The sequence below is a fragment of the Phytopseudomonas straminea genome, assembly GCF_900112645.1.
Taxonomy (GTDB): domain Bacteria; phylum Pseudomonadota; class Gammaproteobacteria; order Pseudomonadales; family Pseudomonadaceae; genus Aquipseudomonas; species Aquipseudomonas straminea.
This window is the reverse complement of record NZ_FOMO01000002.1, coordinates 227,137-248,350: the sequence shown is the minus strand read 5'-3', so window position 1 is coordinate 248,350 and position 21,214 is coordinate 227,137. Positions and strand designations below refer to the sequence as shown.

Genomic DNA, 21,214 nt, shown 5'->3' with positions numbered 1-21,214 from the left:
CGCACTTGCGAGTAGAATGCCCGCCGGTTTGTGGAGAACTGCCATGCGCATCGTTGCTGACGAAAACATTCCCCTGCTCGACGAGTTCTTTGCCGGTTTCGGTGAGATTCAGCGGCTGCCTGGCCGCGCCATCGACCGCGCGGCGGTGGCCAACGCCGATGTGCTGCTGGTGCGCTCGGTAACCTGCGTCGACCGCGCGATGCTGCAGGGCAGCCCGGTGCGCTTCGTCGGCACCTGCACCATCGGCACCGATCACCTGGATCTCGATTACTTCAGCGAAGCTGGCATCGCCTGGAGCAGCGCGCCGGGCTGCAACGCCCGTGGGGTGGTCGACTACGTGCTGGGCAGCCTATTGGTGCTCGGCGAACGCCTGGGTGCCGAACTGGCGCAGCGCACCTATGGTGTGGTCGGCGCCGGGCAGGTGGGTGAGCGGCTGATCAAGGTGCTGCGCGGCCTTGGCTGGCGTGTGCTGGTCTGTGATCCGCCACGGCAGCGCGCGGAGGGCGGCGACTATGTGAGCCTTCAACAGATCATCGAGCAGTGCGACGTGATCAGCCTGCACACCCCGCTGACGCGCGATGGTGAGTTCGCCACCCGCCATCTGCTGGACGCCGAGCTGCTGGAACAACTGCGCCCGGGCACTTGGTTGCTCAACGCCAGCCGTGGTGAGGTGCTCGATACCGCGGCGCTTTGTGCGTTGCTGCAGCGCGGCGCCGATCTGCATGTGGTGCTGGACGTCTGGGAGGGCGAGCCGCTGGTCGATCTCGAACTGGCTGCACTGTGTCATATCGCCACGCCGCACATCGCCGGCTACAGCCTGGAGGGCAAGCTGCGCGGCACCGCGCAGATCTACCAGGCGTTCTGCCGCGCCCAGGGCATCGAGGCGATGATTTCTCTGGAGTCATTGACGCCGCGACGCTGGCTGCAGCGCCTGAGCATCGCCGCCGGCAGTGATCCGGCCTGGGCGCTGGCCACCGTATGCCGGGCGATCTACGACCCACGTCGTGACGATGCCGATTTGCGCCGCAGCCTGGTGGTGGACGAGCAGGCGCGCAAGGCCGGCTTCGACCTGCTGCGCAAGCGCTATCCGGTGAGGCGTGAAATAGAAGGGTTGGACGTACAGCTGGAGGGCCCGGACGAGCCGCTGAGCGCGCTGATCAGCGCGCTGGGTGCTCGCGTGATCAGCTTGAAGTGACGATGCGCAGGTGAACGGTCAGTGAGGCGAGTCTTTGCGTTCGGCGGCCGTGCCCTTGTCGAGCTCGTTGCAGGCCTGCTGGATCATGCTTTCAGTAATCGGAATCTCACGACCGTTGGGGTCGATCAGCGCGCCGTGGGCGAGCTCACATGACGTATCGGACTGCGGTGACTGCTGCTTGTCGGTGCTGCTCATGGTGGTCTCCTCATCAGGTGGTATGCGCATTGTCCAAGGCATCCATGCTTGACGACGTTATCTAGTGATGGGGGCATCCCAATAAGGCTTCAACCGTGCCCAGCCATACTGTCGCAAAAAATTACCGGATAAAGAAGAGAGCGTGTCGAACGGTTTCGCGATTATAAGGAGGCAGGAAGTGCTGAGAATCGGATTGTTGCTGCTGGGCTGCCTGCTGAGCCTGCAGGTAGCGGCCATCGAGCCGGCAGCGCTGGTGAGCGGTGCGCGCGAGCAGGTGGGTGTGACGTTGTCCTACGATCCAACCTACCGGCGCATCGCCTACCCCGGCGGCGACGTGCCGATACAGACCGGCGTGTGCACCGATGTGGTGATCCGCGCCCTGCGCCTGCAGGGCTTGGATTTGCAGAAGGCGGTACACGAGGACATGGCGGCGAATTTTTCGGCGTACCCCAAGCAGTGGGGGCTGAAGCGCCCGGATCGCAACATCGACCATCGCCGCGTACCTAATCTGATGATCTGGTTCAAACGTCAGGGCATGGCGCTGCAGATAGGTCGCGAAGCCGGTGATTACCGAGCCGGCGATATCGTCACCTGGAATCTGGGCCGCGGCCAGCCCCACATCGGCATCGTGTCCGACCGGCTGTCCTCGGCGGGCGAGCCACTGATCCTGCACAATATCGGCGCCGGAACGCGGGAGGAGGCCATCCTGTTTCGCTTTCCCATCACAGGGCATTACCGCTTCACGCCAAGCTAACCACAGAAACGACGAAGCCCCGCGCCTTGTGGGCAGCGGGGCTTCGGCTGGGACGGCGATCAGGCGTGGTGGTAGCTGATGATGCTGTCCTGCTCCTTGAGCACTTTGCGCATCTCGGCCGGGATGTTGCCGGCTCTGACGGCCAACTCCAGGCGGATATCTTCGAGGCTTTGATTGAAAGCGTTCGAGTCATTGATCTGCAGTTTCTGCAAGACCCGGCTGTAGGCGGTGGTTTCCGCTTCATCGATCAGGGAGAGAACGACGCTACCGTCCGGGCGAGGCCGACTGAAGGTGGCACGTAGTGGGGCGAATAGCTTCTCGACAAGCTGTCGATGACCATTTTCCATTGACGAACTCCAGTTTTACGTAGGAACCCCTATGAGTGGCTGGAAATCATTTAGTTCGACGATGGGTGCGTTTTCGCTCACTTATGTTCGAAAATTTTCGCTTTTATCTCGGTGATCAGCGACGCAGTGCCTGGCGCGTACGCTCGATCACGCCTGGCAGCGTGTCGGCGCCGTACTGGCCGGGGTAGAGGCGCTGGGTATGCTGAGCCACACCGGTGTGGTCAACCACGGTGAAGCTGAAGCTGCCCTTGCGCGGCGCCAGAATATGGCAGGCCAACGGGGCGAATGCGTTGGACAGGGTATGGATAGCGTTCTGGATTTGTTGAGTTGTATTCATATTCGGGTGTTCCTGTACTGCAGGCGCATGATCGCGCCATAAAAATAGGGCTCCGGTCATTGGCTCATGCCAACGGGATTGGTTATCGGAGCGAGCTGCGCGCTTTTAAGTTCAACCTATCTAGGGTGAACCAGCGGGCCATTTGGGAACCTGAGCGAGGCCGCCACTGCGAGGCGAAGACAGGCGAGAAAGCGCCGTTCACGAGCTGTAAACGAGCATTTCGACGAGCCTGGTTTCAACGCGACAATGGCAATGCAGAGGGTTCTCTAGCGGCTTGCTGTAGCGGGTCTGTACTTCGGAAGACTGGCGAGGTCAGCGCATGAGCGAGACGGCCAGATCAGTCAGCGGAGGGGGTCATGGCAGAGATGCGTGCATCGATTGGATGCCGATTGCCAGGAAACCATCAGGAAGGCCCAGAGGCCGGATGACTTGCAGCGTGGTACGAACGGGGCGGACTATACGCGGCTGTATAAAAATTAGCCAGCCCTGATTTGATCTTTTTCTGTGCGCTGATCGGCGTCGCACTGATAGGCCGACTTGAGCTAGCATTAGCGCTCTTTTGCTTTCCTCTGGCGACGGTTTTCAATGAGTTATCAGGTTCTTGCACGCAAATGGCGCCCGCGGTCGTTTCGCGAGATGGTCGGGCAGACCCATGTGCTGAAAGCGCTGATCAACGCACTCGACAGCCAGCGTCTGCACCATGCCTATCTGTTCACCGGCACCCGCGGGGTCGGCAAGACCACCATCGCGCGCATCATCGCCAAGTGCCTGAACTGTGAAACCGGTATCAGCTCCACGCCCTGCGGCACCTGTTCGGTGTGCCGGGAGATCGACGAGGGGCGTTTCGTCGACCTCATCGAAGTGGACGCCGCCAGCCGCACCAAGGTGGAAGACACCCGCGAGCTGCTCGACAACGTGCAGTACTCGCCCAGCCGTGGGCGCTTCAAGGTCTACCTGATCGACGAAGTGCACATGCTGTCCACCAGCTCCTTCAACGCGCTGCTCAAGACGCTCGAAGAGCCGCCGCCCCACGTCAAGTTCCTGCTTGCCACCACCGACCCGCAGAAGCTGCCGGTCACCGTGCTGTCGCGCTGCCTGCAGTTCTCCCTGAAGAACATGCCGCCCGAGCGCGTGGTCGAGCATCTGACTCACGTACTCGGCGCCGAGAACATCCCTTTCGAGGACGATGCCCTATGGCTGCTCGGCCGCGCCGCCGACGGTTCGATGCGCGATGCCATGAGCCTCACCGACCAGGCTATCGCCTTTGGTGAGGGCAAGGTTCTGGCGGCAGACGTGCGCTCCATGCTCGGCACCCTCGACCATGGCCAGGTGTATGGCGTGCTGCATGCGCTGATCGAAGGCGACGCTCGCGGCCTGATCGAAGCGGTGCGCCAGCTCGCCGAGCAGGGCCCGGACTGGAGCGGCGTGCTGGCCGAGATGCTCAACGTGCTGCACCGTGTGGCCATTGCCCAGGCGCTGCCCGATGCGGTGGACAACGGCCAGGGCGACCGCGAGCGCGTGCTGGGCCTGGCCCAGGCCCTGCCCGCCGAAGACGTGCAGTTCTATTACCAGATGGGCCTGATCGGCCGTCGCGACCTGCCCTTGGCGCCGGATCCGCGCAGCGGTTTCGAGATGGTGCTGTTGCGCATGCTGGCCTTCAGGCCGGCGGGCGAGGGCGATGCCCCGAAGGTGGCGCTAAAGCCACTGGGGATCAGCCAGGCCAAGGTTGATCCCCAGGTAACCCCGGTGGCCGACGCAGCGCCTGCTGCGTCGCCGGCCGTTGTCAGCGCTGCGCCTCAGGCACCCGCCGCGCCAAGCCAGCCCGCGGTGCCCAGCCAGCCCGCGGTGCCCAGCCAGCCGGCGCCAGCCGCCGTCGAGCCGCCTGCTGCGCAGCCTGCACCTGCGGTCGTCGCACCCGCAGTGGCTGCACCTGTTGCCGCCGCACCGATTGTCACGCCGCCATGGGAAGAGATGCCGGCCGCAGTCGAGCCCGAGGCCCCCGTAGCGCCGGTCAGCGAAGCGCCAGCACCAGAACATGCACCTGCGCCGTCCCCCGAACCGGTCGCCGCAGCACGCGCGCCGCAACAGCCTGCCGCCTTAGCCGAGCCGCAGCCCGAACCTGCCGCCGAGCTGCCCGTTCCGGAACTGGCCGACGTGCCGGTGATCGACACCAGCGACCTCAATCCGCCGGACAGCGATGACGAGCCGCCACCCGGCGACTACGACTACGTGGCGATGGACGTCGACAACCTGGATTACGATTTCGCCGATGCGCTCGGCGATGATCAGCCACAGGCCGAGCCTGAACCGGAGCCGGCCGCGATGCCGGCCACGGGCCTGGCCGCCGAGTGGCTGGAGATTTTCCCCAAGCTCGGCCTGAGCGGCATGACCGGCAGCATCGCCGCCAACTGCACGTTGATTGCCGCCGAAGGCGACAAGTGGCTCTTGCACCTGGACCCCGGCCACAGTGCACTGTTCAACGCGACCCAGCAGCGCCGCCTGAACGATGCCCTCAACGCCTACCATGGCCGCGAGATGCAGCTGAGCATCGAACTGATCAAGCCCGAGCAGGAAACCCCGGCCCAGGCCGCCGCCCGCAAGCGCGCCAATCGCCAGCGTGAAGCCGAGGCGTCGATCCAGAACGATCCGCTGGTGCAGCAAATTATTTCCCAGTTCGCCGCCTCCGTGCGCGCGGGCAGTATCGAACCCGTCGATAACGTCGTTAATCCCTGACTACCGAGGACAACATCATGATGAAAGGTGGCATGGCCGGCCTGATGAAGCAGGCGCAGCAGATGCAGGAAAAGATGCAGAAGATGCAGGAAGAGTTGGCCAACGCCGAGGTCACCGGGCAATCCGGTGCCGGTCTGGTCAGCGTGGTGATGACCGGTCGCCACGACGTCAAGCGCGTCAGCCTCGACGACAGCCTGATGCAGGAAGACAAGGAAATCCTCGAAGACCTGATCGCCGCCGCCGTCAATGACGCCGTACGCAAGATCGAAGCCAACAGCCAGGACAAGATGTCCGGCATGACCTCTGGCATGCAATTGCCGCCCGGCTTCAAAATGCCGTTCTAAGGCCGCTTCCATGTGGGAGTGGGCCATGCCCGCGATATGGGTATGGCCCGCCCTGTAGGATGCGTCGGGCCGCGTAGGATGGGTGAAACCCATCAATCGTCGATGGGTTTCACCCATCCTACGGCCTGTTAAATCTTCACGCCTTACCCTCTTCGAGCACTGCCCCATGAGCTTCAGCCCCCTGATCCGCCAACTGATCGAATCGCTGCGCATCCTGCCCGGTGTCGGCCAGAAGACCGCCCAGCGCATGGCGCTGCAACTGCTCGAGCGCGACCGCAATGGTGCTCAGCGGCTGGCCCAGGCACTGAGCCAGGCGATGGAGGGCGTGGGGTACTGCAAGTCGTGCCGCAGCCTTAGCGAGAGCGAGCTTTGCCAGATTTGTGAAGACCCGCGCCGCGACGACAGCCTGCTCTGCGTGGTGGAGGGGCCGATGGACGTGTATGCCGTCGAGCACACCGGCTTTCGCGGGCGTTACTTCGTGCTCAAGGGCCACCTGTCGCCCCTCGACGGCCTGGGGCCGGAGGCCATCGGCATTCCCGAACTGCTGGCGCGTATCGAGGCGGGGCAGTTCAGTGAAGTGATCCTGGCCACCAACCCGACGGTGGAAGGCGAAGCGACCGCGCATTACATCGCCCAACTCCTGGCCGGCAAAGGCATGGTCGCCTCGCGCATCGCCCACGGCATGCCGCTGGGTGGCGAGCTGGAGCTGGTCGATGGCGGCACGCTGGCTCACGCTCTGGCAGGGCGCCGGCCAATCAACCTCTGATTGATAGCAGGGCGCCCTCTGGCTGAGTTAAGAATACCTGTAATTTGTTTCTGAGAAGCATTACCATTCGTGCCTTATCTCCGCACGGTGATGGTGTGCTCGATGTCGTTCGTTTCCCCCCAGCAGTCCTTGCAGCAGCTGTATCTCGAGCACAGCGGCTGGCTGAACGGCTGGCTGCGCAAGCGCATGGGCTGCGCGGAAAACGCCGCGGATCTGGCCCAGGACACCTTCGTGCGCCTGCTCGCCAAGCACCGCGAAGTGCCGTCGCTGCGTGAGCCGCGGGCTTATCTGTCGACCATCGCCCATTCGCTGCTGGTCAACCACTGGCGTCGCCAGGCGATCGAGCGCGCCTACCTCGAAGCCCTGGCGATGCAGCCGGAACCGCACGCACCGTCGCCGGAAACCACCGAGCTGATCATCGAAACCCTGCTGGCCATCGATGCCATGTTGCTGCGCCTGCCTGCGAAGGTGCGCGAGGCGTTCCTGCTTTCCCAGCTCGACGGGCTGACCTACGCCGCCATCGCCACGCGCCTGCAGGTGTCCGAGCGCATGGTCAAGAAGTACATGGCCCAGGCCATGCTGCAGTGCCTGCTGTTGGCCGAGGGTTGAGCCGTGGCGCCTGATCACGCTGCCTTGCAGCAGGCTGCCGAGTGGTTCGCGGTGCTGGCCGATCCGCCAGTCAGCGCCCAGCAGCAGCGTGTCTGGCAGCAATGGCTGGCGGCTCGCCCCGAACATGCGGCGGCCTGGCAGCGGGTCGAGGCGATCAGCAGCCAGTTCGCCAGGCTGCCTGCCGACACCCGCCGGCGCGCCGCGGCTCAGGCCCTGCGCAGCCCTGCACGCAGCCGGCGGCAGGTGCTCGGACTGTTCGCCGTGCTGGGTGGCGCAGGATTGTTGGCGGCTGCCGGGCAGGGCCGGCCTTGGCGCACCTGGCTGGCCAGCGAGCGTACCGGCACCGGGGAAATCCGGGATCTGCGCCTGGCCGATGGCAGTCACCTCTGGCTGGGCAGTCGCACCGCCGTGGACATCGATTACAGCGCCTCGACCCGCTTGTTGCGACTGCTGCAGGGCGAGGTGCTGCTCGACACCGCTAAGGACCCGCGCCCGCTGCTGCTCGATACCCGGCACGGGCGGCTGCAGGCTCTCGGCACCCGGTTCAGCGTGCGCGAAGGCGAGGGTTTCACCCTGCTCAGCGTGTTCGCCGGGGCCGTGCGTATCGAGCCGTCGCCCGCACGCGCCGCCCAGGTATTGCAGGCCGGCCAGCAGGTGCGCTTCAGCGCCAGCGACATTTCGGCCAGCGAGCCCGCGGACCCGGCGCGCCAGGCCTGGAGCCGCGGCGTGTTGCTGGCCAATGACCGGCGCCTGGACGATTTCATTGCCGAACTGGCCGACTACGTGCCCGGTTACCTGGGCTGCGACCCGCGGGTGGCCGATCTGCGCCTGGTCGGCGCCTATCCGCTGGGCGACACCGGGCGCATTCTCGACGCCCTGGCCGGCAGCCTGCCGATCCGCGTCAATCGGCGGTTGCCCTGGTGGGTAACGGTAGAGCCGCTGACCGGCTGATGGCCTGCCAGTGAAATTATTTTTGCGAATGCGGTTCCCCTTTTTCGATCTCGCCTGGCCTCAGTACATCCGGCCCTTGCGCACCCTGCGCGGGCGATGTCTCGAGGACTGCTGCATGTCGTCACCGCTCTGCTTTTCGCCCCTTGCTCTGCGCCGTTCGATCCGCCTGGCTACCCTGGCCCTGACGGCCTGTTCGCCGCTGTTCGTGCAGGCCCAGGCCATTGATGCCGGCAGCCATCAGCAGGTGACGCGCAGCTACCAGATTCCGGCTGGGCCGCTGTCGGCGGCGCTGAGCCGTTTCGCGGCGGAGGCGGGCGTGCTGCTGTCGGTCGATGCGCGGCTGACTGCCGGCAAGCAGAGCCCGGGCCTGCAGGGCGAGGCGGGTGTCGACGAGGGCTTCGTGCGGCTGCTGCAGGGCAGCGGCCTGCAGGTCGTCGCCGATGGTAGCGGCGGCTACTCCCTGGAAGCCGCGGCGCCAACCGGCAGCGCTTCGCTGGAGCTGGAGAGCACCGATGTGCGCGCCTTCGCGCTGGGTAATGCGCTGGGCAGCATGGATGGCTACAACGCCACCCACAGCAGCGTATCGACCAAGACCAGTAAGGCGCTGGCACAAACCGCGCAGAGCGTATCGGTGGTCACCCGCGAGCAGATCGAGCGCCAGGGCGCGCTCACCGCTGCCGATGCCATGCGCTACAGCCCGGGCGTGCTGACCAACCCCTATGGCAACACCCACCGTTACGACTACCTGGCGATTCGCGGCATCAACGACGGCTCGGTGGACAACATCACCATCGATGGCCTCAAGTCCATGGGGGATCCGGGCTCCTACAGCAGCCTGCAGATCGACCCGTACTTCATCGAGCGCATCGACATTCTCAAGGGGCCTTCTTCGGTGCTCTACGGGCGCAGCAACCCGGGCGGCTTGGCGGCCATCAGCACCAAGCGACCGGATTTCACCCAGTCCGGCCGGGTCGACCTGTCCTATGGCAACAACGCCCGCAAGTCTCTGGGCTTCGACGTCACCGGGCCCTTGAGCGAGAACGTCGCCTACCGGGTGGTCGGCCTCGCCAAGGACGCCGATGCCCAGGCCGATCACGTCACCGAGACGCGCTATGCGCTGATGCCCAGCCTGGCGTTGAACCTCAGTGACGACACCTTCATGACGCTCTACGCCTATCTGCAGGACGACCCCAACGGCGGCTATCACGGCAGCCTGCCGGCCTCCGGTACCGTGCACAAACGTGATGGGCGGCGTATCTCGAGCAGCTTCTTCGAGGGCGACCCGGCGCTCGACGAGTTCACCCGCACCCAGCAGATGCTCGGTTATGAACTCGAGCATCGCTTCAACGACACCTGGAGCGCGCGGCAGAACTTCCGCTATCTGGATGCCCGGGTGTCGAACAGCCAGGTCTGGGGTTCCGGTTACGTCAGTGGCAACCAGCTGCGCCGCGGCTACAGTGGCGGCCAGGAGCAGCTGCACGCCTGGATCGTCGACAACATGCTGCAGGCCGATTTCGCCACCGGCGCAGCCCAGCACACCCTGGTGCTGGGCCTGGATTATCAGTACTCGAAGAACAAGATCGCCGCCCAGAGCGATACCGCAGGCGCACCCATCGACGTGTTCGACCCGGTGCAGGATTACGGTGACCTGACGGCCCTGCGTTCGATCAACGATGCCCTGCGGCGGCAGAAGCAGACCGGCCTGTACCTGCAGGACCTGGTCGAGATCGACAACTGGAACCTGTCCTTCGGCCTGCGCCAGGACTGGTACGACGTATCCATCGATGACGAGATCAGCGGCAAGGACGATAACCAGGGGGAGAAGCTCAGCGGCCACGTCGGCGTGCTCTACGCATTCGATAACGGCCTCTCGCCCTATGTCAGTTATTCGACCTCGTTCAACCCGACCTCCAATTACTCCAGCGGTGCGCAGATCCTCGACCCGACCACCGGCGAGCAGTGGGAAGCCGGCCTCAAGTTTCAGCCGCCGGGGACGGACGATCTGTACACCCTGTCGTTCTTCAACCTGGAAATGGAGAACCTGTACGCCAAGGAAAACAGCCTGGTCACCGACAGCTTCTACAAGGGCGTGGGCGGCATCCGGTCACGTGGCGTCGAGCTGGAGGCGCGCTTCAAGCCGGTCGACAACCTGCAACTGATCGCCAGCTACACCTACGCGGACGTTTCTTACAGCAAATCCTACTTCGTCAACGATGGTGCCGCCGTGGTGGACGCCAAGGGCAATACGCCGCCGCAGACGCCCGAGCGAATGGCCAGCCTGTGGGCCGACTACCGCTTCAGCGATGGCGCACTGGCCGGGCTGACCGTCGGTGCCGGTGCGCGCTATGTCGGCCACAGCGAGGGCAGCGAGCTGAACGATTTCAACGTGCCGTCCTATACGCTGTTCGATGCGTCGGTGGGTTACGATCTGAGCCAGGTCGGCTTGAAGGGAACATCGCTGCAGCTCACCGCCAGCAACCTCACCGACGAGTACTACGTGGCGTCCTGCTACTCGGCTGTGGCGTGTTATCTGGGCGAGGAGCGGACAGTGACGGCGACCGTCACTCAGCGTTTCTGAGAGACGGCTTCGTCGCTGCGTTCGGATTCATCGAGGCGGACTGGAAAAGTGGCGGGAGCGGCCAGTTGTTCCCTCAGGACGGCGTGGTGATCATCTGTGGGAGCGGGCCATGCCCGCGAAAAATCACTGGCATGGGCCGTTCCCACAGGTGAAGGCCGTAGGATGGGTGAAACCCATCGCGATTTGATGGGTTTCACCCATCCTACGGTCACCGACCGCTTTTGCCTTCCAGCGCTCAACCCGCGTTGCGCAGGCGGTGCATGTCGCGCAGCGGCGGGGCGCCGAACAGGCGGCTGTACTCCCGGCTGAATTGCGAGGGGCTCTCGTAGCCGACGCGAAAGCTCGCCGATGCCGCTTCCAAACCTTCGCTGAACATCAGCCGGCGCGCCTCCTGCAGGCGCAGCTGCTTCTGGTACTGCAACGGGCTCAGGGCGGTGACGGCCTTGAAGCGGTGGTGCAGGGTGGAGGCGCTGAGGTTGACCTCGCGGGCCAGTTCTTCGATGCGCAGCGGCTTGTCGTAATGGCGGTTGATCCATTCGATGGCGCGGGCGATACGATGGCTCTGGCTGTCGGCCATGACGATTTCGCGCAGGCGCTGGCCCTGGGGGCTGCGCAGCAGGCGATAGAAAATCTCGCGCAGCGCAAGCGGCGCCAGCATGGCTGCGTCGCGGGGCGTGTCGAGCAGGCGCAGAAGGCGAATCACCGCATCGAGCATCGATGCGTCGAGGCGATCGACGAACAACGCGCGGCTCGGGCCGGGCGCCGGCAGGCCGATCGGCCCGGCGGCGGAGAGCAGTTCGCTGATCACCGCCGGGTCGATGTCCAGGCGCACGCTCAGGTAGGGCTGCTCGGGGGTCGCTTCGATCACCTGGCCGGTGACCGGCAGGGTGACCGAGGCCACCAGGTAATTGAGCGGGTCGTAGTAATACTGCTCGGCACCCAGGCGAATTTCCTTGCGGCCCTGGGCGATGATGCACAGGCACGGCCGGTACAGCGTCGGCATGGGCAGGCTGGGCGCCGTGGTGTAGGCCAGCCCCAGGCCGTCGATGAGGGTATCGTGCATGCCCTCGGTCGGGGTGTTCTGCTGAATCAGGTGGGCCAGTTCGCGTTGGCGAAGGGCCAGGTCATCAGGCTGGTCTGTTTGCATCATGAACTCACTCGCGAATTTGTGCGAAGCCTATCCGGGAATTGCCCAGACGTCCTGCGCGGCCATCGATCTTCGGAGTATTGGGCAAGCGTTGCGCAGCATTAGGCAATCACCTGCGCTGCATGCCCCACAATGGGCCGCCTCTGGCAGATTCTTTACGCAGATCCGCACGATCAGGCAAGAATGTTCCAGTATCCGGCTAACGTGAAAGGGACCTCGGCTCCTACTCTGGATCCATCGCGGCACGGTTTGCCGCACTGACCAGAGGATCGCACCATGAACAATATCCAAGAAAAAGTCGTACTCATCACCGGCGCCAGCAGTGGCATTGGCGAAGGTTGTGCGCGCTTGCTGGCCGAGAAGGGCGCGCGGGTCGTGCTCGGCGCCCGCCGGGTCGAGCGCCTCGAGCAATTGGTGGAGGAGATTCGCGCTTCCGGCGGTCAGGCCATCGCCCGTCGCCTGGACGTGACCGATGCGGCCGACGTGCAGGCCTTCGTCGATGCCGCCATGGCCGAGTACGGCCGCGTCGACGTGCTGCTCAACAATGCCGGGGTGATGCCGCTGTCGATGATCGAGGCGCTGAAGCTGGACGAGTGGAATCGCATGATCGACGTCAACATCCGCGGCGTGCTGCACGGCATCGCTGCAGCCTTGCCGGTCATGCAGGCCCAGCGTAGCGGGCAGATCATCAATGTGGCGTCGATCGGCGCCTACCGGGTCTCGCCGACCGCGGCGGTGTACTGCGCCACCAAGTACGCGGTGCGGGCGATCAGCGACGGCCTGCGTCAGGAGGTCGGTGGCGACATCCGCGTCACCCTGGTGTCGCCCGGCGTGGTGGAATCGGAACTGGCCGACAGCATCTCCGATGAAGGCGCCCGCGACGCCATGCGCGAATTTCGCAAGGTGGCCATCAGCCCGTCGGCCATCGCCAGGGCCGTGGCCTATGCCATCGAGCAACCGGCGGACGTCGACGTCAGCGAACTGGTGGTGCGCCCGACGGCAAGCATCCACTGACAGGGCAGATGCCACGGCGGATCCGCCGTGGCATCGCCAACTGGATCTAGGGAGAAAAACATGACCCTGCAAACCCACATCACCGTGCTCGAAGCCGCTCCTGGTCGTTGTGAGGAACTGGGTGGCTACCTGCGTGATCTGCTGGAGCCGACACGCCGTCTGGACGGTTGCCTGGCGTTTGAACTACAACGTGATCGCCAGCGCTGGCAATTGCACAGCCGCTGGCGCAGCAGTACCGACCTCGAGCGCTACTTCGCCCAGCCGCTGCTGCAGGAAGTAATCAACAGCGCATGGAAGAGCGGGGCGATCCAGCACCTGAAAAGCCGTGCCGCCTGAGGCCAGAAACGCGAACGCCCCGGTCCATGCCGGGGCGTTCGCGTTGGTGCGGCGGGCGCTTATTCGACCAGCGTCAGGGTCACGTCGATGTTGCCCTGGGTCGCGTTGGAATACGGGCAGACGATGTGCGCCTTGTCGATCAGCGCCTTGGCCTCTTCACGATCCAGGCCCGGCAGGGTGATCTTCAATTCCACTTCGATGGCGAAGCCGGTGGGCACCGCGCCGATGCCGACGATGCCTTCGATCCAGCTGTCCGGCGAAACCTTGTGCTTGTCGCGAGCCGCGACGAACTTGATCGCGCCCAGGAAGCAGGCCGAGTAGCCGGCAGCGAACAGCTGCTCGGGGTTGGTGCCCTGGCCGCCAGCGCCGCCCAGCTCCTTCGGTGTGGTCAGCGCGACGTCGAGCACGCCGTCGGAGGAAATGGCACGGCCTTCACGGCCACCAGTGGCTTCGGCGTAGGCGCGGTAGGCAACGGTTTCGATAGACATGGTGAAATCCTCGTATTTGATTTGTGCGGTGTTTGTTGGTGCGCAATTTAACTACTCGATGTGAACTCTAGTTGTTGTTTAGTTTGCGCGCAAGGTATTTTCGAGAAATCGCAAGATTGGCGAACCTGAATCGTCTCGACGATGCTCAGTGTAGATCCGGGCTACTACCTGTCGATTGCACGCCTGTGCTCAGAGGCTGTCCTGCAGTTGCTTGCGCAGGGCTGTCAGTTCCGCGGTGAGGCTGGCCAGGCGATCTGCCGTCTGGGCGCTGGCGTCGAGGATGCAGCCGGGAATCTGTCGGGCCTCGGCGTGCAGGGCGCGGCCCTTGTCGGTGAGGTGCAGATGCACCACGCGCTCGTCGGTGCTGCTGCGCTTGCGGTCGATCAGGCCCTCGGCTTCCAGGCGCTTGAGCAGCGGGGTCAGCGAGCCCGGGTCGGTGAGCAGGCGTGCGCTGATCTCGCTCACGGTGATGCCGTCGCCTTCCCACAACACCAACATCGCCAGGTACTGCGGATAGGTCAGGCCGAGCTTCTTGAGCAGCGGCTTGTAGACCTTGGTCATCATCAGCGAGGTCGAATGCAGGGCGAAGCACACCTGGTTGTCGAGCAGCAGATCGGCGCAGGTGTCGTCGGTGGTCATGGAAGCTCCGGAATGAGGGCAGGCAAGGGCGCAATTTAGCGCGCCGGTTCGGTCGATGCCAGCCAAAGCGGCACGCTTCGGAATCGCCGGTCGCCACGAGTCCAACTGTCACGCCGGCCCTAACCGGCGTGACGCACCGATCTGGCATACAATGCGGCGCCGCTGCTACATATAGCCCGGCATCGACTTGGGAGTGAGCAGATGAAGAGCCTGATGGCGGGTTTCGCGGTGCTGTTGTTGCTGACCGGTTGCACCACGCCCGGCAAGCCGCCGGCGTTGCAGGTGCCGGTGACCGGCAAGATCAACCCAACCCGGGTGCAGGTCACGCCGAGCGAAGCGGATATCGAGTCGGCCAAGGCCAGTCTGTTCACGGCCATCGATGCCGATGGCGTCGAATTCGACACCCTGTTCGGTACGGCGGCCAATGCGGCCGGCGATGACCTGGCGGTGTGCGGCTTCGCCAAGCGCGATGATCAGGAAGGCGCGCTGTATTTCGCCTACTACAACGGCGAGTTGCTTCTCTGGGATGAAGCCGCACCCCACGGCACCAGCACCGAAAACCAGTTTCTGGCGATGATCTGCTCCTACCGCTAGTCGATTACTGTTCCAACAGGCGCTGCGGCGGCAGCAGGCGTTTCAGCGCTGCGGCCTTGCCACGCGCCGCCACGCGCCGCCATGCGCCGTTTGGCCGGGCAGATGCCGGTCACCCCGCGAAAGATGCCCAGTGCGCCGGCCGCGATGTCGGTCAGCCCTAACAGGCCACCGATGGCCAGCCCCTTGCGAATCAACAGTGCACCGCCGGCGATGGAGATCACCCGTTCCATGGGCGCCAGGTTGGTCGCGCTGCGTTTGTTGTCATGTGCAGGCATGGGGGCTCCTATCAAGAGGCTTTCTTCAGGGCGCTGAGCAGTTCGGCTTTGCGCATGGTCGAGCGACCGCTGATCTGTCGGGCGCGAGCCAGGTGCAGCAGTTCCTGCTTGCTCTGTTCGTCCAGGGGGCGGTTGGGATGCACCTCGCCGCGTCGGCTAGCGGCTGCCTGGCGGGCGGAATCCTGGCGGGCGCTGGCCTTCTGCCCTGCGCTGGTCTGGCGCCCCGAGCCGCCCGCGCGCTCGCCGCCGCCGGACTGCTTGTTGACGGTCGCCCAGGCCCTGGCCCGTGCCTCGTCTTCGGGGATGCCGCGCTCCTCGTAGCTGGATTCGATGGCCGCCGCCTTGCGTTTCTGGGCCTCGGTGTACTTGTCTTTGCTTCCACGTGGCATCTCGGTCTCCTCCAAAGCGGGGTCATACCTGTGTGGCAGGCCAGCATAGCGTCGGGTTCAGGGCGCTGGATGAGTGGTCGTCGGCATTTGGGCAGAGCAATGGAACTCTCTTCTGGATACCGGACTCATTGCTAAGTGCTTTTGGGGCCGGGTGCGCTCTGGCATGCGCCCGCCAGCCGCTGAACCTTATTTGAGGAGATCCTTGATGAAACGTGATTGGGAACTGATCCGTGAACTGCTGTTGCAGATCGAAGCACTGGAAACCGGACACCACTTTTACCCGCAGCAAGTCGGCGAGCACACTGCCGAATCGGTCAGCTACCATATTCATCTGATGTGCCAGGCCAACCTGATCGAGTGCTCCCAGCACCATCCGTGGAACGGCGCGCCGGTCTCCATCGCCAACGGCCTGACCCTGACCGGCCATGATCTGCTCGACGGCATCCGCGAAGATTCGCTCTGGGAAGCCAAGAAGGCCTTTCTGCAGGCCCGCGCCGGCGGCATCACCTATGAAGGCCTGAAGAACGCGCCGACCGCCGACTCCATGTTGTTCGCCGCCAGCCGCGGCGCCGAAGAGGGTCATAACGGCCACGTCTACAACTGATTCAGGGAGCGAACCCGCATGGCCGAGGAAACAGTGAAAGCAACAGACACCGTCGATACTTTCAAACAACTGATCCTGGCCAAGCTCAGGTATTCGGTGGGCAAGGATCCAGGTAACGCCTTCGCCCACGACTGGTTCGAAGCGGTCGCCCTGGCCGCTCGCGACCATCTGATCGACCACTGGGAAGATGCTTCCCTGCAGGTCGATCGTCAGGAGCAGAAGCGCGTCTACTACCTCTCGCTGGAGTTCCTGATCGGTCGCCTGCTGGTCGACAACCTCAGCAATCTCGGCCTGCTGGATACCGCCCGCGAAGCGCTGGCGCAGCTGGATGTGGACTTCGAGCAGATTCGCAATCTGGAGCCCGATGCTGCCCTCGGCAACGGTGGTCTGGGCCGCCTGGCCGCCTGCTTCATGGAAAGCATGGCGACCCTGAATATCGCCGCCCACGGTTATGGCATCCGCTATGAGCACGGCCTGTTCCGCCAGGTGGTGGTCGACGGCTGGCAGCAGGAGCACACCGAAACCTGGCTGGATTTCGGCAACCCATGGGAGTTCGAGCGCCCGGAAGTCAGCTACAGCGTCGGCTTCGGCGGCAGCGTGGTGAACCTGGCTGACTCCGGCGACATCTCGCGCCACGAGTGGCACCCCAACGAGCAGGTGCGCGCCATTGCCTACGACACCCCGGTGGTCGGCTGGCGCCATTCCAGCGTCAACACCCTGCGCCTGTGGCGGGCCCGCGCCGAGGAAGATCTGCAGCTGGAGCGCTTCAACGCCGGCGATCACTTCGGCGCGGTGGCCGATGTGGTCAAGGCCGAGAGTATCTCCCGCGTGCTCTATCCGGCCGACAGCACCGAAGCCGGCCAGGAATTGCGTCTGCGCCAGGAATTCTTCTTCGTGTCCGCCTCGCTGCAGGACCTGATCGCCCGGCACCTGGAGCTGAACCTCGACATTCATTCGCTGCCCGACCGCGTCGCCATCCAGCTCAACGATACTCACCCGGCTATCGCCGTGGCCGAGCTGATGCGCCTGCTGGTCGACGTGTACCGCCTGGAGTGGTTCGAGGCCTGGAAGCTGACTACCGCGACCCTGTCCTATACCAACCACACCCTGCTGCCCGAGGCGCTGGAGTCCTGGCCGGTATCGCTGATGGAGCGCCTTCTGCCGCGGCACATGCAGATCATCTACCTGATCAACGCGTACCACATCGATTCGCTGCGCGCGAAGGACATCCACGATTTCGACCTGCTGCGCTCCATCTCGCTGATCGACGAGGACCATGGTCGCCGCGTGCGCATGGGTAACCTGGCATTCCTGGGTTCGCATAGCATCAACGGCGTGTCGGCGCTGCACACCAACCTGATGCGCAAGAGCGTGTTCAGCGACTTCCATCGTCTGTACCCGGAGCGCATCAATAACAAGACCAACGGCGTGACCTTCCGCCGCTGGTTGTTCCAGGCCAACCCGCAGCTGACCGAGCTGCTGGTCGGCGCGCTGGGCGAGGGCGTGCTCGACACGCCGGAAACCACCCTGCGCTCGCTCGAACCGTTCGCTGCCAAATCGTCGTTCCGCAAGCAGTTCGCCGCTCAGCGCCAGCACGCCAAGAAGGCCCTGGCGGAACTGGTGCGCGAACGCATGGGCATCAGCCTGGACACCCAGGCGATCTTCGACGTGCAGGTCAAGCGCATCCACGAATACAAGCGCCAACTGCTCAACCTGCTGCACACCGTGGCGCTGTACCAGGCGATGCGCAACGACCCGGCCACCGACTGGGCGCCGCGGGTGAAGATCTTTGCCGGCAAGGCTGCAGCCAGCTACCACCAGGCCAAGCTGATCATCAAGCTGGCCAACGACATCAGCCGCACCGTCAATGCCGACCCGACCCTGCGCGGACTGCTCAAGGTGGTGTTCATCCCCAACTACAATGTCAGCTTGGCCGAGGTGATCATCCCGGCAGCGGATCTCTCTGAGCAGATTTCCACGGCCGGCCTGGAGGCCTCCGGTACCAGCAACATGAAGTTCGCCCTCAACGGTGCGCTGACCATCGGCACCCTGGATGGCGCTAACGTGGAGATGTCCGAGCAGATCGGCCGCGAGAACATGTTCATCTTCGGCATGACCGCCCAGCAGGTCGCCGCGCGTTCGCGGCGTGACCTGAACATGAGCGCCGAGGTGGCGGCTTCCGAGCGCCTGGCCGGTGCACTGGAGGCGATCCGCTCCGGGGTGTTCTCGCCGGACGATCCGGGCCGCTACACCGGGCTGATCGACGGCCTGCTGGCCCACGACCGCTTCCTGGTCTGCGCCGACTTCCAGGCCTACTGGGAAGCGCAGCGCAAGGTCGACATCCTCTGGCGCACCCCGGATCGCTGGTGGCAGGCGGCGGTACTCAATACCGCGCGCACCGGCTGGTTCTCCTCGGATCGCACCATCCGCGAATACGCCAAGGAAATCTGGAACGTGTCCGGCATCGACAGCTGATCGCTGCGCCATAACGACAAGCCCGGCATGCCTTGCGCATGCCGGGCTTTTTCATGCCGAGGCCAGGCTTTAGTGCCGTCCGTCCTGTTGCAGGGCATCGCCTCGCCAAATAACCCGAACGTCCCCAGCCAAATGGCCTCACATTCGTGAGGCGTCCATACGTCCATACCGTGCCTGCCTGAGCGCGGAGGACGCTGTTGCCCCCGATCGATTCGGCGGGCGATACCCATGTGAGGAGAGATGACTGATGAAGTCCAAAGACAAGGGCCGTACCAGCGAGTTGGCGGGAACCGACACCGTCGACCGCGGCAACAGCAACAAGAAGATCGAACAACTCGAACGTTTCCGTGAAGACGCCACCGGCCAGGCCCTGACCAACGACCACGGCACGCGCATCGCCGACAACCAGAACAGCCTGCGCGCCGGCGAGCGCGGCCCATCGCTGCTCGAAGACGTGTTCCTGCGCGAGAAGCTCACCCACTTCGATCACGAGCGTATCCCCGAGCGCGTGGTGCATGCCCGCGGCGCAGCAGCCCATGGCTATTTCCAGGTCTACGAAGACCTGAGCGAGCTGACCAAGGCGGATTTCCTCACCGACCCGAGCAAGAAGACGCCGGTGTTTGTGCGCTTCTCCACCGTGCAGGGCCCGCGCGGCTCGGCCGACACCGTGCGCGACGTGCGCGGTTTCGCCACCAAGTTCTATACCGACGAAGGCAACTTCGACCTGATCGGCAACAACATGCCGGTGTTCTTCATCCAGGACGCCATCAAGTTTCCCGACTTCGTGCATGCGGTGAAGCCTGAGCCACACAACGAGATCCCCACCGGCGCATCCGCCCACGACACTTTCTGGGACTTCGTGTCGCTGACCCCTGAGTCGGCCCACATGGTGCTCTGGACCATGTCCGACCGCGCCATCCCGGTGGGCTTTCGCGGCATGCAGGGCTTTGGCGTGCACACCTATCGACTTGTCAACGCCGAAGGCCGCGCGCATTTCGTGAAATTCCACTGGCGCCCGGTGGCCGGCGTGTTCTCCCTGGTCTGGGACGAGGCGCAGAAGCTCGCCGGCAAGGATCCGGATTTCCATCGTCGTACCCTGTGGGACGACATCGAAAACGGCGACCCGCTGGAGTGGGAACTGGGCCTGCAGGTGATTCCCGAGGAGGACGAGCACAAGTTCGACTTCGACCTGCTCGATGCCACCAAGCTGGTGCCCGAAGAGCAGGTGCCAGTGCGCGTGGTCGGCAAAATGGTGCTGAACCGCAACCCGGACAACTTCTTTGCCGAGACCGAGCAGGTGGCTTTTCAGATGGCCAACATCGTGCCCGGTATCGACTTCACCAACGACCCGCTGCTGCAGGGCCGGCTGTTCTCCTACACCGACACCCAGCTGCTGCGCCTGGGTGGCCCCAACTTCAACGAGATTCCGATCAACCGTCCGGTCTGCCCGTTCCACAACAACAACCGCGACTCCTTCCACCGCCAGACCATCAACAAGGGCCGCGCTTCCTACGAGCCGAATTCCATCGATGGCGGCTGGCCGAAGGAAACTCCCGAAGCCCCGAAGGGCGGCGGCTACGTCAGCTATCCCGAGGAAGTGTCCGGGCCGAAGATCCGCAAGCGCGCCGAGTCGTTCGGCGACCACTTCTCCCAGGCGCGGCTGTTCTTCAACAGCATGAGCGACGCCGAAAAAGCGCACATCGTCGCGGCTTACAGCTTCGAACTCGGCAAGGTCGAGCGCCTGTACATCCGTGAGCGCCAGGTGCACGAGATTCTCGCCAACATCGACCTGGATCTGGCCAAGCAGGTAGCAGCCAACGTCGGTGTCGACGCGCCGAGCGGGCCGACCGTGCAAGTGCCGGAAATCTCCCTCAAGGCGTCGCCGGCCCTGAGCCAGATGAACCTGCTGCCGGGCAATATCAAGTCGCGCAAGATCGCGATCCTGATTGGCGATGGCGTCAAGCAGGCGGATATCGATGCGCTTACCGTCGAGCTGGACAAGCAGGGTGCGCAGTTCAAGCTGCTGGCGCCGAGCGCCGCGCCGGTGAAGAGCGACGCCGGCAAGCAGCTGGTGCCCAACGACTCCATGCAGGGCCTGCCTTCGGTGGCCTTTGATGCGGTATGGGTGCCGGGTGGTGCGAGCTTCGCCAAGGCCCTGGAGGGCGATGGCGTGGCACTGCATTACCTGCTCGAAGCCTACAAGCACCTCAAGGCCATCGGCCTGTGCGGCGAATCGGCCGACCTGCTCAAGCTGCTGCGCCTCAAGGAAGATGAGGGGCTGCTCACCGGGAAGGCGGGTAGCGGGTTGGTTCAGCCGTTCACCGCGGCCATCGCCAAGCACCGCGTGTGGGCCCGCGAGCCACTGACCAAGGCGATTCCAGCCTGACGTGAAAAAGCCCCTGTACCGCGAGGTGCAGGGGCTTTCAGCTGGGTATTAGAAGCTT

General features: G+C 64.2%; 22 protein-coding genes. 14 read left to right on the top strand and 8 right to left on the bottom strand.

Features of this window, described 5'->3' with window-relative positions:
* Nucleotides 1-43: 43 nt before the first annotated feature.
* The gene (gene pdxB / locus BM279_RS05305; protein WP_093501662.1) at nt 44-1,195 is read left to right on the top strand and encodes a 4-phosphoerythronate dehydrogenase PdxB; all 1,152 of its coding nucleotides are present in this window, start codon (nt 44-46) and stop codon (nt 1,193-1,195) included.
* An 18-nt stretch (nt 1,196-1,213) separates the two neighbouring features.
* Here pdxB and BM279_RS23330 read toward each other — a convergent pair whose 3' ends face one another.
* Complete coding sequence (locus BM279_RS23330; protein WP_167363101.1) at nt 1,214-1,390, bottom strand: PA1571 family protein; 177 nt, start codon at nt 1,388-1,390, stop codon at nt 1,214-1,216.
* 181 nt (nt 1,391-1,571) lie between these two features.
* Between BM279_RS23330 and BM279_RS05300 the strand changes: the two genes are divergently transcribed.
* A complete protein-coding gene (locus BM279_RS05300) occupies nt 1,572-2,144 on the top strand; it encodes a DUF1287 domain-containing protein (protein ID WP_167363113.1) in 573 nt (190 codons plus the stop codon).
* A 59-nt stretch (nt 2,145-2,203) separates the two neighbouring features.
* On the opposite strand, the gene BM279_RS05295 is transcribed toward BM279_RS05300, so the two are convergent.
* Together BM279_RS05295 and BM279_RS05290 are read right to left on the bottom strand one after the other, a co-directional pair.
* Nucleotides 2,204-2,491: a DUF3509 domain-containing protein gene (locus tag BM279_RS05295; RefSeq protein WP_093501658.1), complete on the bottom strand. Its 288-nt coding sequence runs from the start codon at nt 2,489-2,491 to the stop codon at nt 2,204-2,206.
* A 115-nt stretch (nt 2,492-2,606) separates the two neighbouring features.
* Nucleotides 2,607-2,828, bottom strand: a complete 222-nt coding sequence (locus tag BM279_RS05290) for a hypothetical protein (protein WP_093501655.1) — start codon at nt 2,826-2,828, stop codon at nt 2,607-2,609.
* A 585-nt stretch (nt 2,829-3,413) separates the two neighbouring features.
* Here BM279_RS05290 and dnaX point away from each other — a divergent pair.
* The 6 genes from dnaX to BM279_RS05260 all read left to right on the top strand — a co-directional run bounded on the left by dnaX (nt 3,414) and on the right by BM279_RS05260 (nt 10,809).
* Nucleotides 3,414-5,561, top strand: coding sequence for a DNA polymerase III subunit gamma/tau (dnaX, locus tag BM279_RS05285; RefSeq protein ID WP_093501653.1), 2,148 nt, complete (start codon nt 3,414-3,416; stop codon nt 5,559-5,561).
* Between the two features lie 17 nt (nt 5,562-5,578).
* On the top strand, nt 5,579-5,905 hold the full coding sequence (locus tag BM279_RS05280; RefSeq protein ID WP_042555660.1) for a YbaB/EbfC family nucleoid-associated protein: 327 nt from the start codon (nt 5,579-5,581) through the stop codon (nt 5,903-5,905).
* A 166-nt stretch (nt 5,906-6,071) separates the two neighbouring features.
* Complete coding sequence (recR, locus tag BM279_RS05275; protein ID WP_027906360.1) at nt 6,072-6,671, top strand: recombination mediator RecR; 600 nt, start codon at nt 6,072-6,074, stop codon at nt 6,669-6,671.
* A gap of 102 nt (nt 6,672-6,773) precedes the next feature.
* Complete coding sequence (locus tag BM279_RS05270) at nt 6,774-7,280, top strand: sigma-70 family RNA polymerase sigma factor (protein ID WP_093501651.1); 507 nt, start codon at nt 6,774-6,776, stop codon at nt 7,278-7,280.
* Nucleotides 7,281-7,283: 3 nt separating this feature from the next.
* On the top strand, nt 7,284-8,231 hold the full coding sequence (locus BM279_RS05265) for a FecR domain-containing protein (RefSeq protein ID WP_093501649.1): 948 nt from the start codon (nt 7,284-7,286) through the stop codon (nt 8,229-8,231).
* A 115-nt stretch (nt 8,232-8,346) separates the two neighbouring features.
* Nucleotides 8,347-10,809, top strand: coding sequence for a TonB-dependent siderophore receptor (locus BM279_RS05260; protein WP_093501647.1), 2,463 nt, complete (start codon nt 8,347-8,349; stop codon nt 10,807-10,809).
* A gap of 235 nt (nt 10,810-11,044) precedes the next feature.
* On the opposite strand, the gene BM279_RS05255 is transcribed toward BM279_RS05260, so the two are convergent.
* Complete coding sequence (locus tag BM279_RS05255) at nt 11,045-11,956, bottom strand: AraC family transcriptional regulator (protein ID WP_093502504.1); 912 nt, start codon at nt 11,954-11,956, stop codon at nt 11,045-11,047.
* A gap of 276 nt (nt 11,957-12,232) precedes the next feature.
* Here BM279_RS05255 and BM279_RS05250 point away from each other — a divergent pair, with 276 nt between their 5' ends.
* Together BM279_RS05250 and BM279_RS05245 are read left to right on the top strand one after the other, a co-directional pair.
* Nucleotides 12,233-12,970, top strand: coding sequence for an SDR family oxidoreductase (locus BM279_RS05250; RefSeq protein WP_093501645.1), 738 nt, complete (start codon nt 12,233-12,235; stop codon nt 12,968-12,970).
* A gap of 60 nt (nt 12,971-13,030) precedes the next feature.
* Nucleotides 13,031-13,306 carry a putative quinol monooxygenase gene (locus BM279_RS05245; protein WP_093501643.1) on the top strand — a complete coding sequence of 92 codons (276 nt, stop codon included), beginning with the start codon at nt 13,031-13,033 and terminating at the stop codon, nt 13,304-13,306.
* 59 nt (nt 13,307-13,365) lie between these two features.
* On the opposite strand, the gene BM279_RS05240 is transcribed toward BM279_RS05245, so the two are convergent.
* Both BM279_RS05240 and BM279_RS05235 read right to left on the bottom strand, forming a co-directional pair.
* A complete protein-coding gene (locus BM279_RS05240; RefSeq protein ID WP_073264773.1) occupies nt 13,366-13,794 on the bottom strand; it encodes an organic hydroperoxide resistance protein in 429 nt (142 codons plus the stop codon).
* A 189-nt stretch (nt 13,795-13,983) separates the two neighbouring features.
* A complete protein-coding gene (locus tag BM279_RS05235; RefSeq protein WP_093501641.1) occupies nt 13,984-14,433 on the bottom strand; it encodes a MarR family winged helix-turn-helix transcriptional regulator in 450 nt (149 codons plus the stop codon).
* Between the two features lie 201 nt (nt 14,434-14,634).
* Between BM279_RS05235 and BM279_RS05230 the strand changes: the two genes are divergently transcribed.
* The gene (locus tag BM279_RS05230; protein WP_093501639.1) at nt 14,635-15,027 is read left to right on the top strand and encodes a flagellar basal body L-ring protein FlgH; all 393 of its coding nucleotides are present in this window, start codon (nt 14,635-14,637) and stop codon (nt 15,025-15,027) included.
* Here the strand turns inward: BM279_RS05230 and BM279_RS05225 are convergent.
* Nucleotides 15,024-15,302, bottom strand: a complete 279-nt coding sequence (locus tag BM279_RS05225) for a YgaP-like transmembrane domain (protein ID WP_093501637.1) — start codon at nt 15,300-15,302, stop codon at nt 15,024-15,026. The genes BM279_RS05230 and BM279_RS05225 overlap by 4 nt on opposite strands.
* 11 nt (nt 15,303-15,313) lie before the next feature.
* A complete protein-coding gene (locus BM279_RS05220; protein ID WP_093501635.1) occupies nt 15,314-15,691 on the bottom strand; it encodes a Rho termination factor N-terminal domain-containing protein in 378 nt (125 codons plus the stop codon).
* 205 nt (nt 15,692-15,896) lie between these two features.
* Here BM279_RS05220 and BM279_RS05215 point away from each other — a divergent pair, with 205 nt between their 5' ends.
* The 3 genes from BM279_RS05215 (at nt 15,897) to katE (ending at nt 21,156) form a co-directional block, all read left to right on the top strand.
* Nucleotides 15,897-16,295 (top strand): DUF2513 domain-containing protein, encoded by a 399-nt coding sequence (locus BM279_RS05215; RefSeq protein WP_167363100.1) that lies wholly within the window; start codon nt 15,897-15,899, stop codon nt 16,293-16,295.
* An 18-nt stretch (nt 16,296-16,313) separates the two neighbouring features.
* A complete protein-coding gene (locus BM279_RS05210; RefSeq protein WP_093501631.1) occupies nt 16,314-18,770 on the top strand; it encodes a glycogen/starch/alpha-glucan phosphorylase in 2,457 nt (818 codons plus the stop codon).
* Between the two features lie 247 nt (nt 18,771-19,017).
* Entirely contained in the window at nt 19,018-21,156 is a 2,139-nt protein-coding gene (gene katE / locus BM279_RS05205; RefSeq protein ID WP_093501629.1) for a catalase HPII, read from the top strand.
* The last annotated feature ends 58 nt before the right edge of the window (nt 21,157-21,214 follow it).

Coding starts and splice junctions, on each gene's coding strand:
- pdxB (WP_093501662.1), top strand. CDS start 44: ATGCGCATCGTTGCTGACGAAAACATTCCCCTGCTCGACGAGTTCTTT.
- BM279_RS23330 (WP_167363101.1), bottom strand. CDS start 1,390: ATGAGCAGCACCGACAAGCAGCAGTCACCGCAGTCCGATACGTCATGT.
- BM279_RS05295 (WP_093501658.1), bottom strand. CDS start 2,491: ATGGAAAATGGTCATCGACAGCTTGTCGAGAAGCTATTCGCCCCACTA.
- BM279_RS05290 (WP_093501655.1), bottom strand. CDS start 2,828: ATGAATACAACTCAACAAATCCAGAACGCTATCCATACCCTGTCCAAC.
- dnaX (WP_093501653.1), top strand. CDS start 3,414: ATGAGTTATCAGGTTCTTGCACGCAAATGGCGCCCGCGGTCGTTTCGC.
- BM279_RS05280 (WP_042555660.1), top strand. CDS start 5,579: ATGATGAAAGGTGGCATGGCCGGCCTGATGAAGCAGGCGCAGCAGATG.
- recR (WP_027906360.1), top strand. CDS start 6,072: ATGAGCTTCAGCCCCCTGATCCGCCAACTGATCGAATCGCTGCGCATC.
- BM279_RS05270 (WP_093501651.1), top strand. CDS start 6,774: ATGTCGTTCGTTTCCCCCCAGCAGTCCTTGCAGCAGCTGTATCTCGAG.
- BM279_RS05260 (WP_093501647.1), top strand. CDS start 8,347: ATGTCGTCACCGCTCTGCTTTTCGCCCCTTGCTCTGCGCCGTTCGATC.
- BM279_RS05255 (WP_093502504.1), bottom strand. CDS start 11,956: ATGCAAACAGACCAGCCTGATGACCTGGCCCTTCGCCAACGCGAACTG.
- BM279_RS05250 (WP_093501645.1), top strand. CDS start 12,233: ATGAACAATATCCAAGAAAAAGTCGTACTCATCACCGGCGCCAGCAGT.
- BM279_RS05245 (WP_093501643.1), top strand. CDS start 13,031: ATGACCCTGCAAACCCACATCACCGTGCTCGAAGCCGCTCCTGGTCGT.
- BM279_RS05240 (WP_073264773.1), bottom strand. CDS start 13,794: ATGTCTATCGAAACCGTTGCCTACCGCGCCTACGCCGAAGCCACTGGT.
- BM279_RS05235 (WP_093501641.1), bottom strand. CDS start 14,433: ATGACCACCGACGACACCTGCGCCGATCTGCTGCTCGACAACCAGGTG.
- BM279_RS05230 (WP_093501639.1), top strand. CDS start 14,635: ATGAAGAGCCTGATGGCGGGTTTCGCGGTGCTGTTGTTGCTGACCGGT.
- BM279_RS05225 (WP_093501637.1), bottom strand. CDS start 15,302: ATGCCTGCACATGACAACAAACGCAGCGCGACCAACCTGGCGCCCATG.
- BM279_RS05220 (WP_093501635.1), bottom strand. CDS start 15,691: ATGCCACGTGGAAGCAAAGACAAGTACACCGAGGCCCAGAAACGCAAG.
- BM279_RS05215 (WP_167363100.1), top strand. CDS start 15,897: ATGAAACGTGATTGGGAACTGATCCGTGAACTGCTGTTGCAGATCGAA.
- BM279_RS05210 (WP_093501631.1), top strand. CDS start 16,314: ATGGCCGAGGAAACAGTGAAAGCAACAGACACCGTCGATACTTTCAAA.
- katE (WP_093501629.1), top strand. CDS start 19,018: ATGAAGTCCAAAGACAAGGGCCGTACCAGCGAGTTGGCGGGAACCGAC.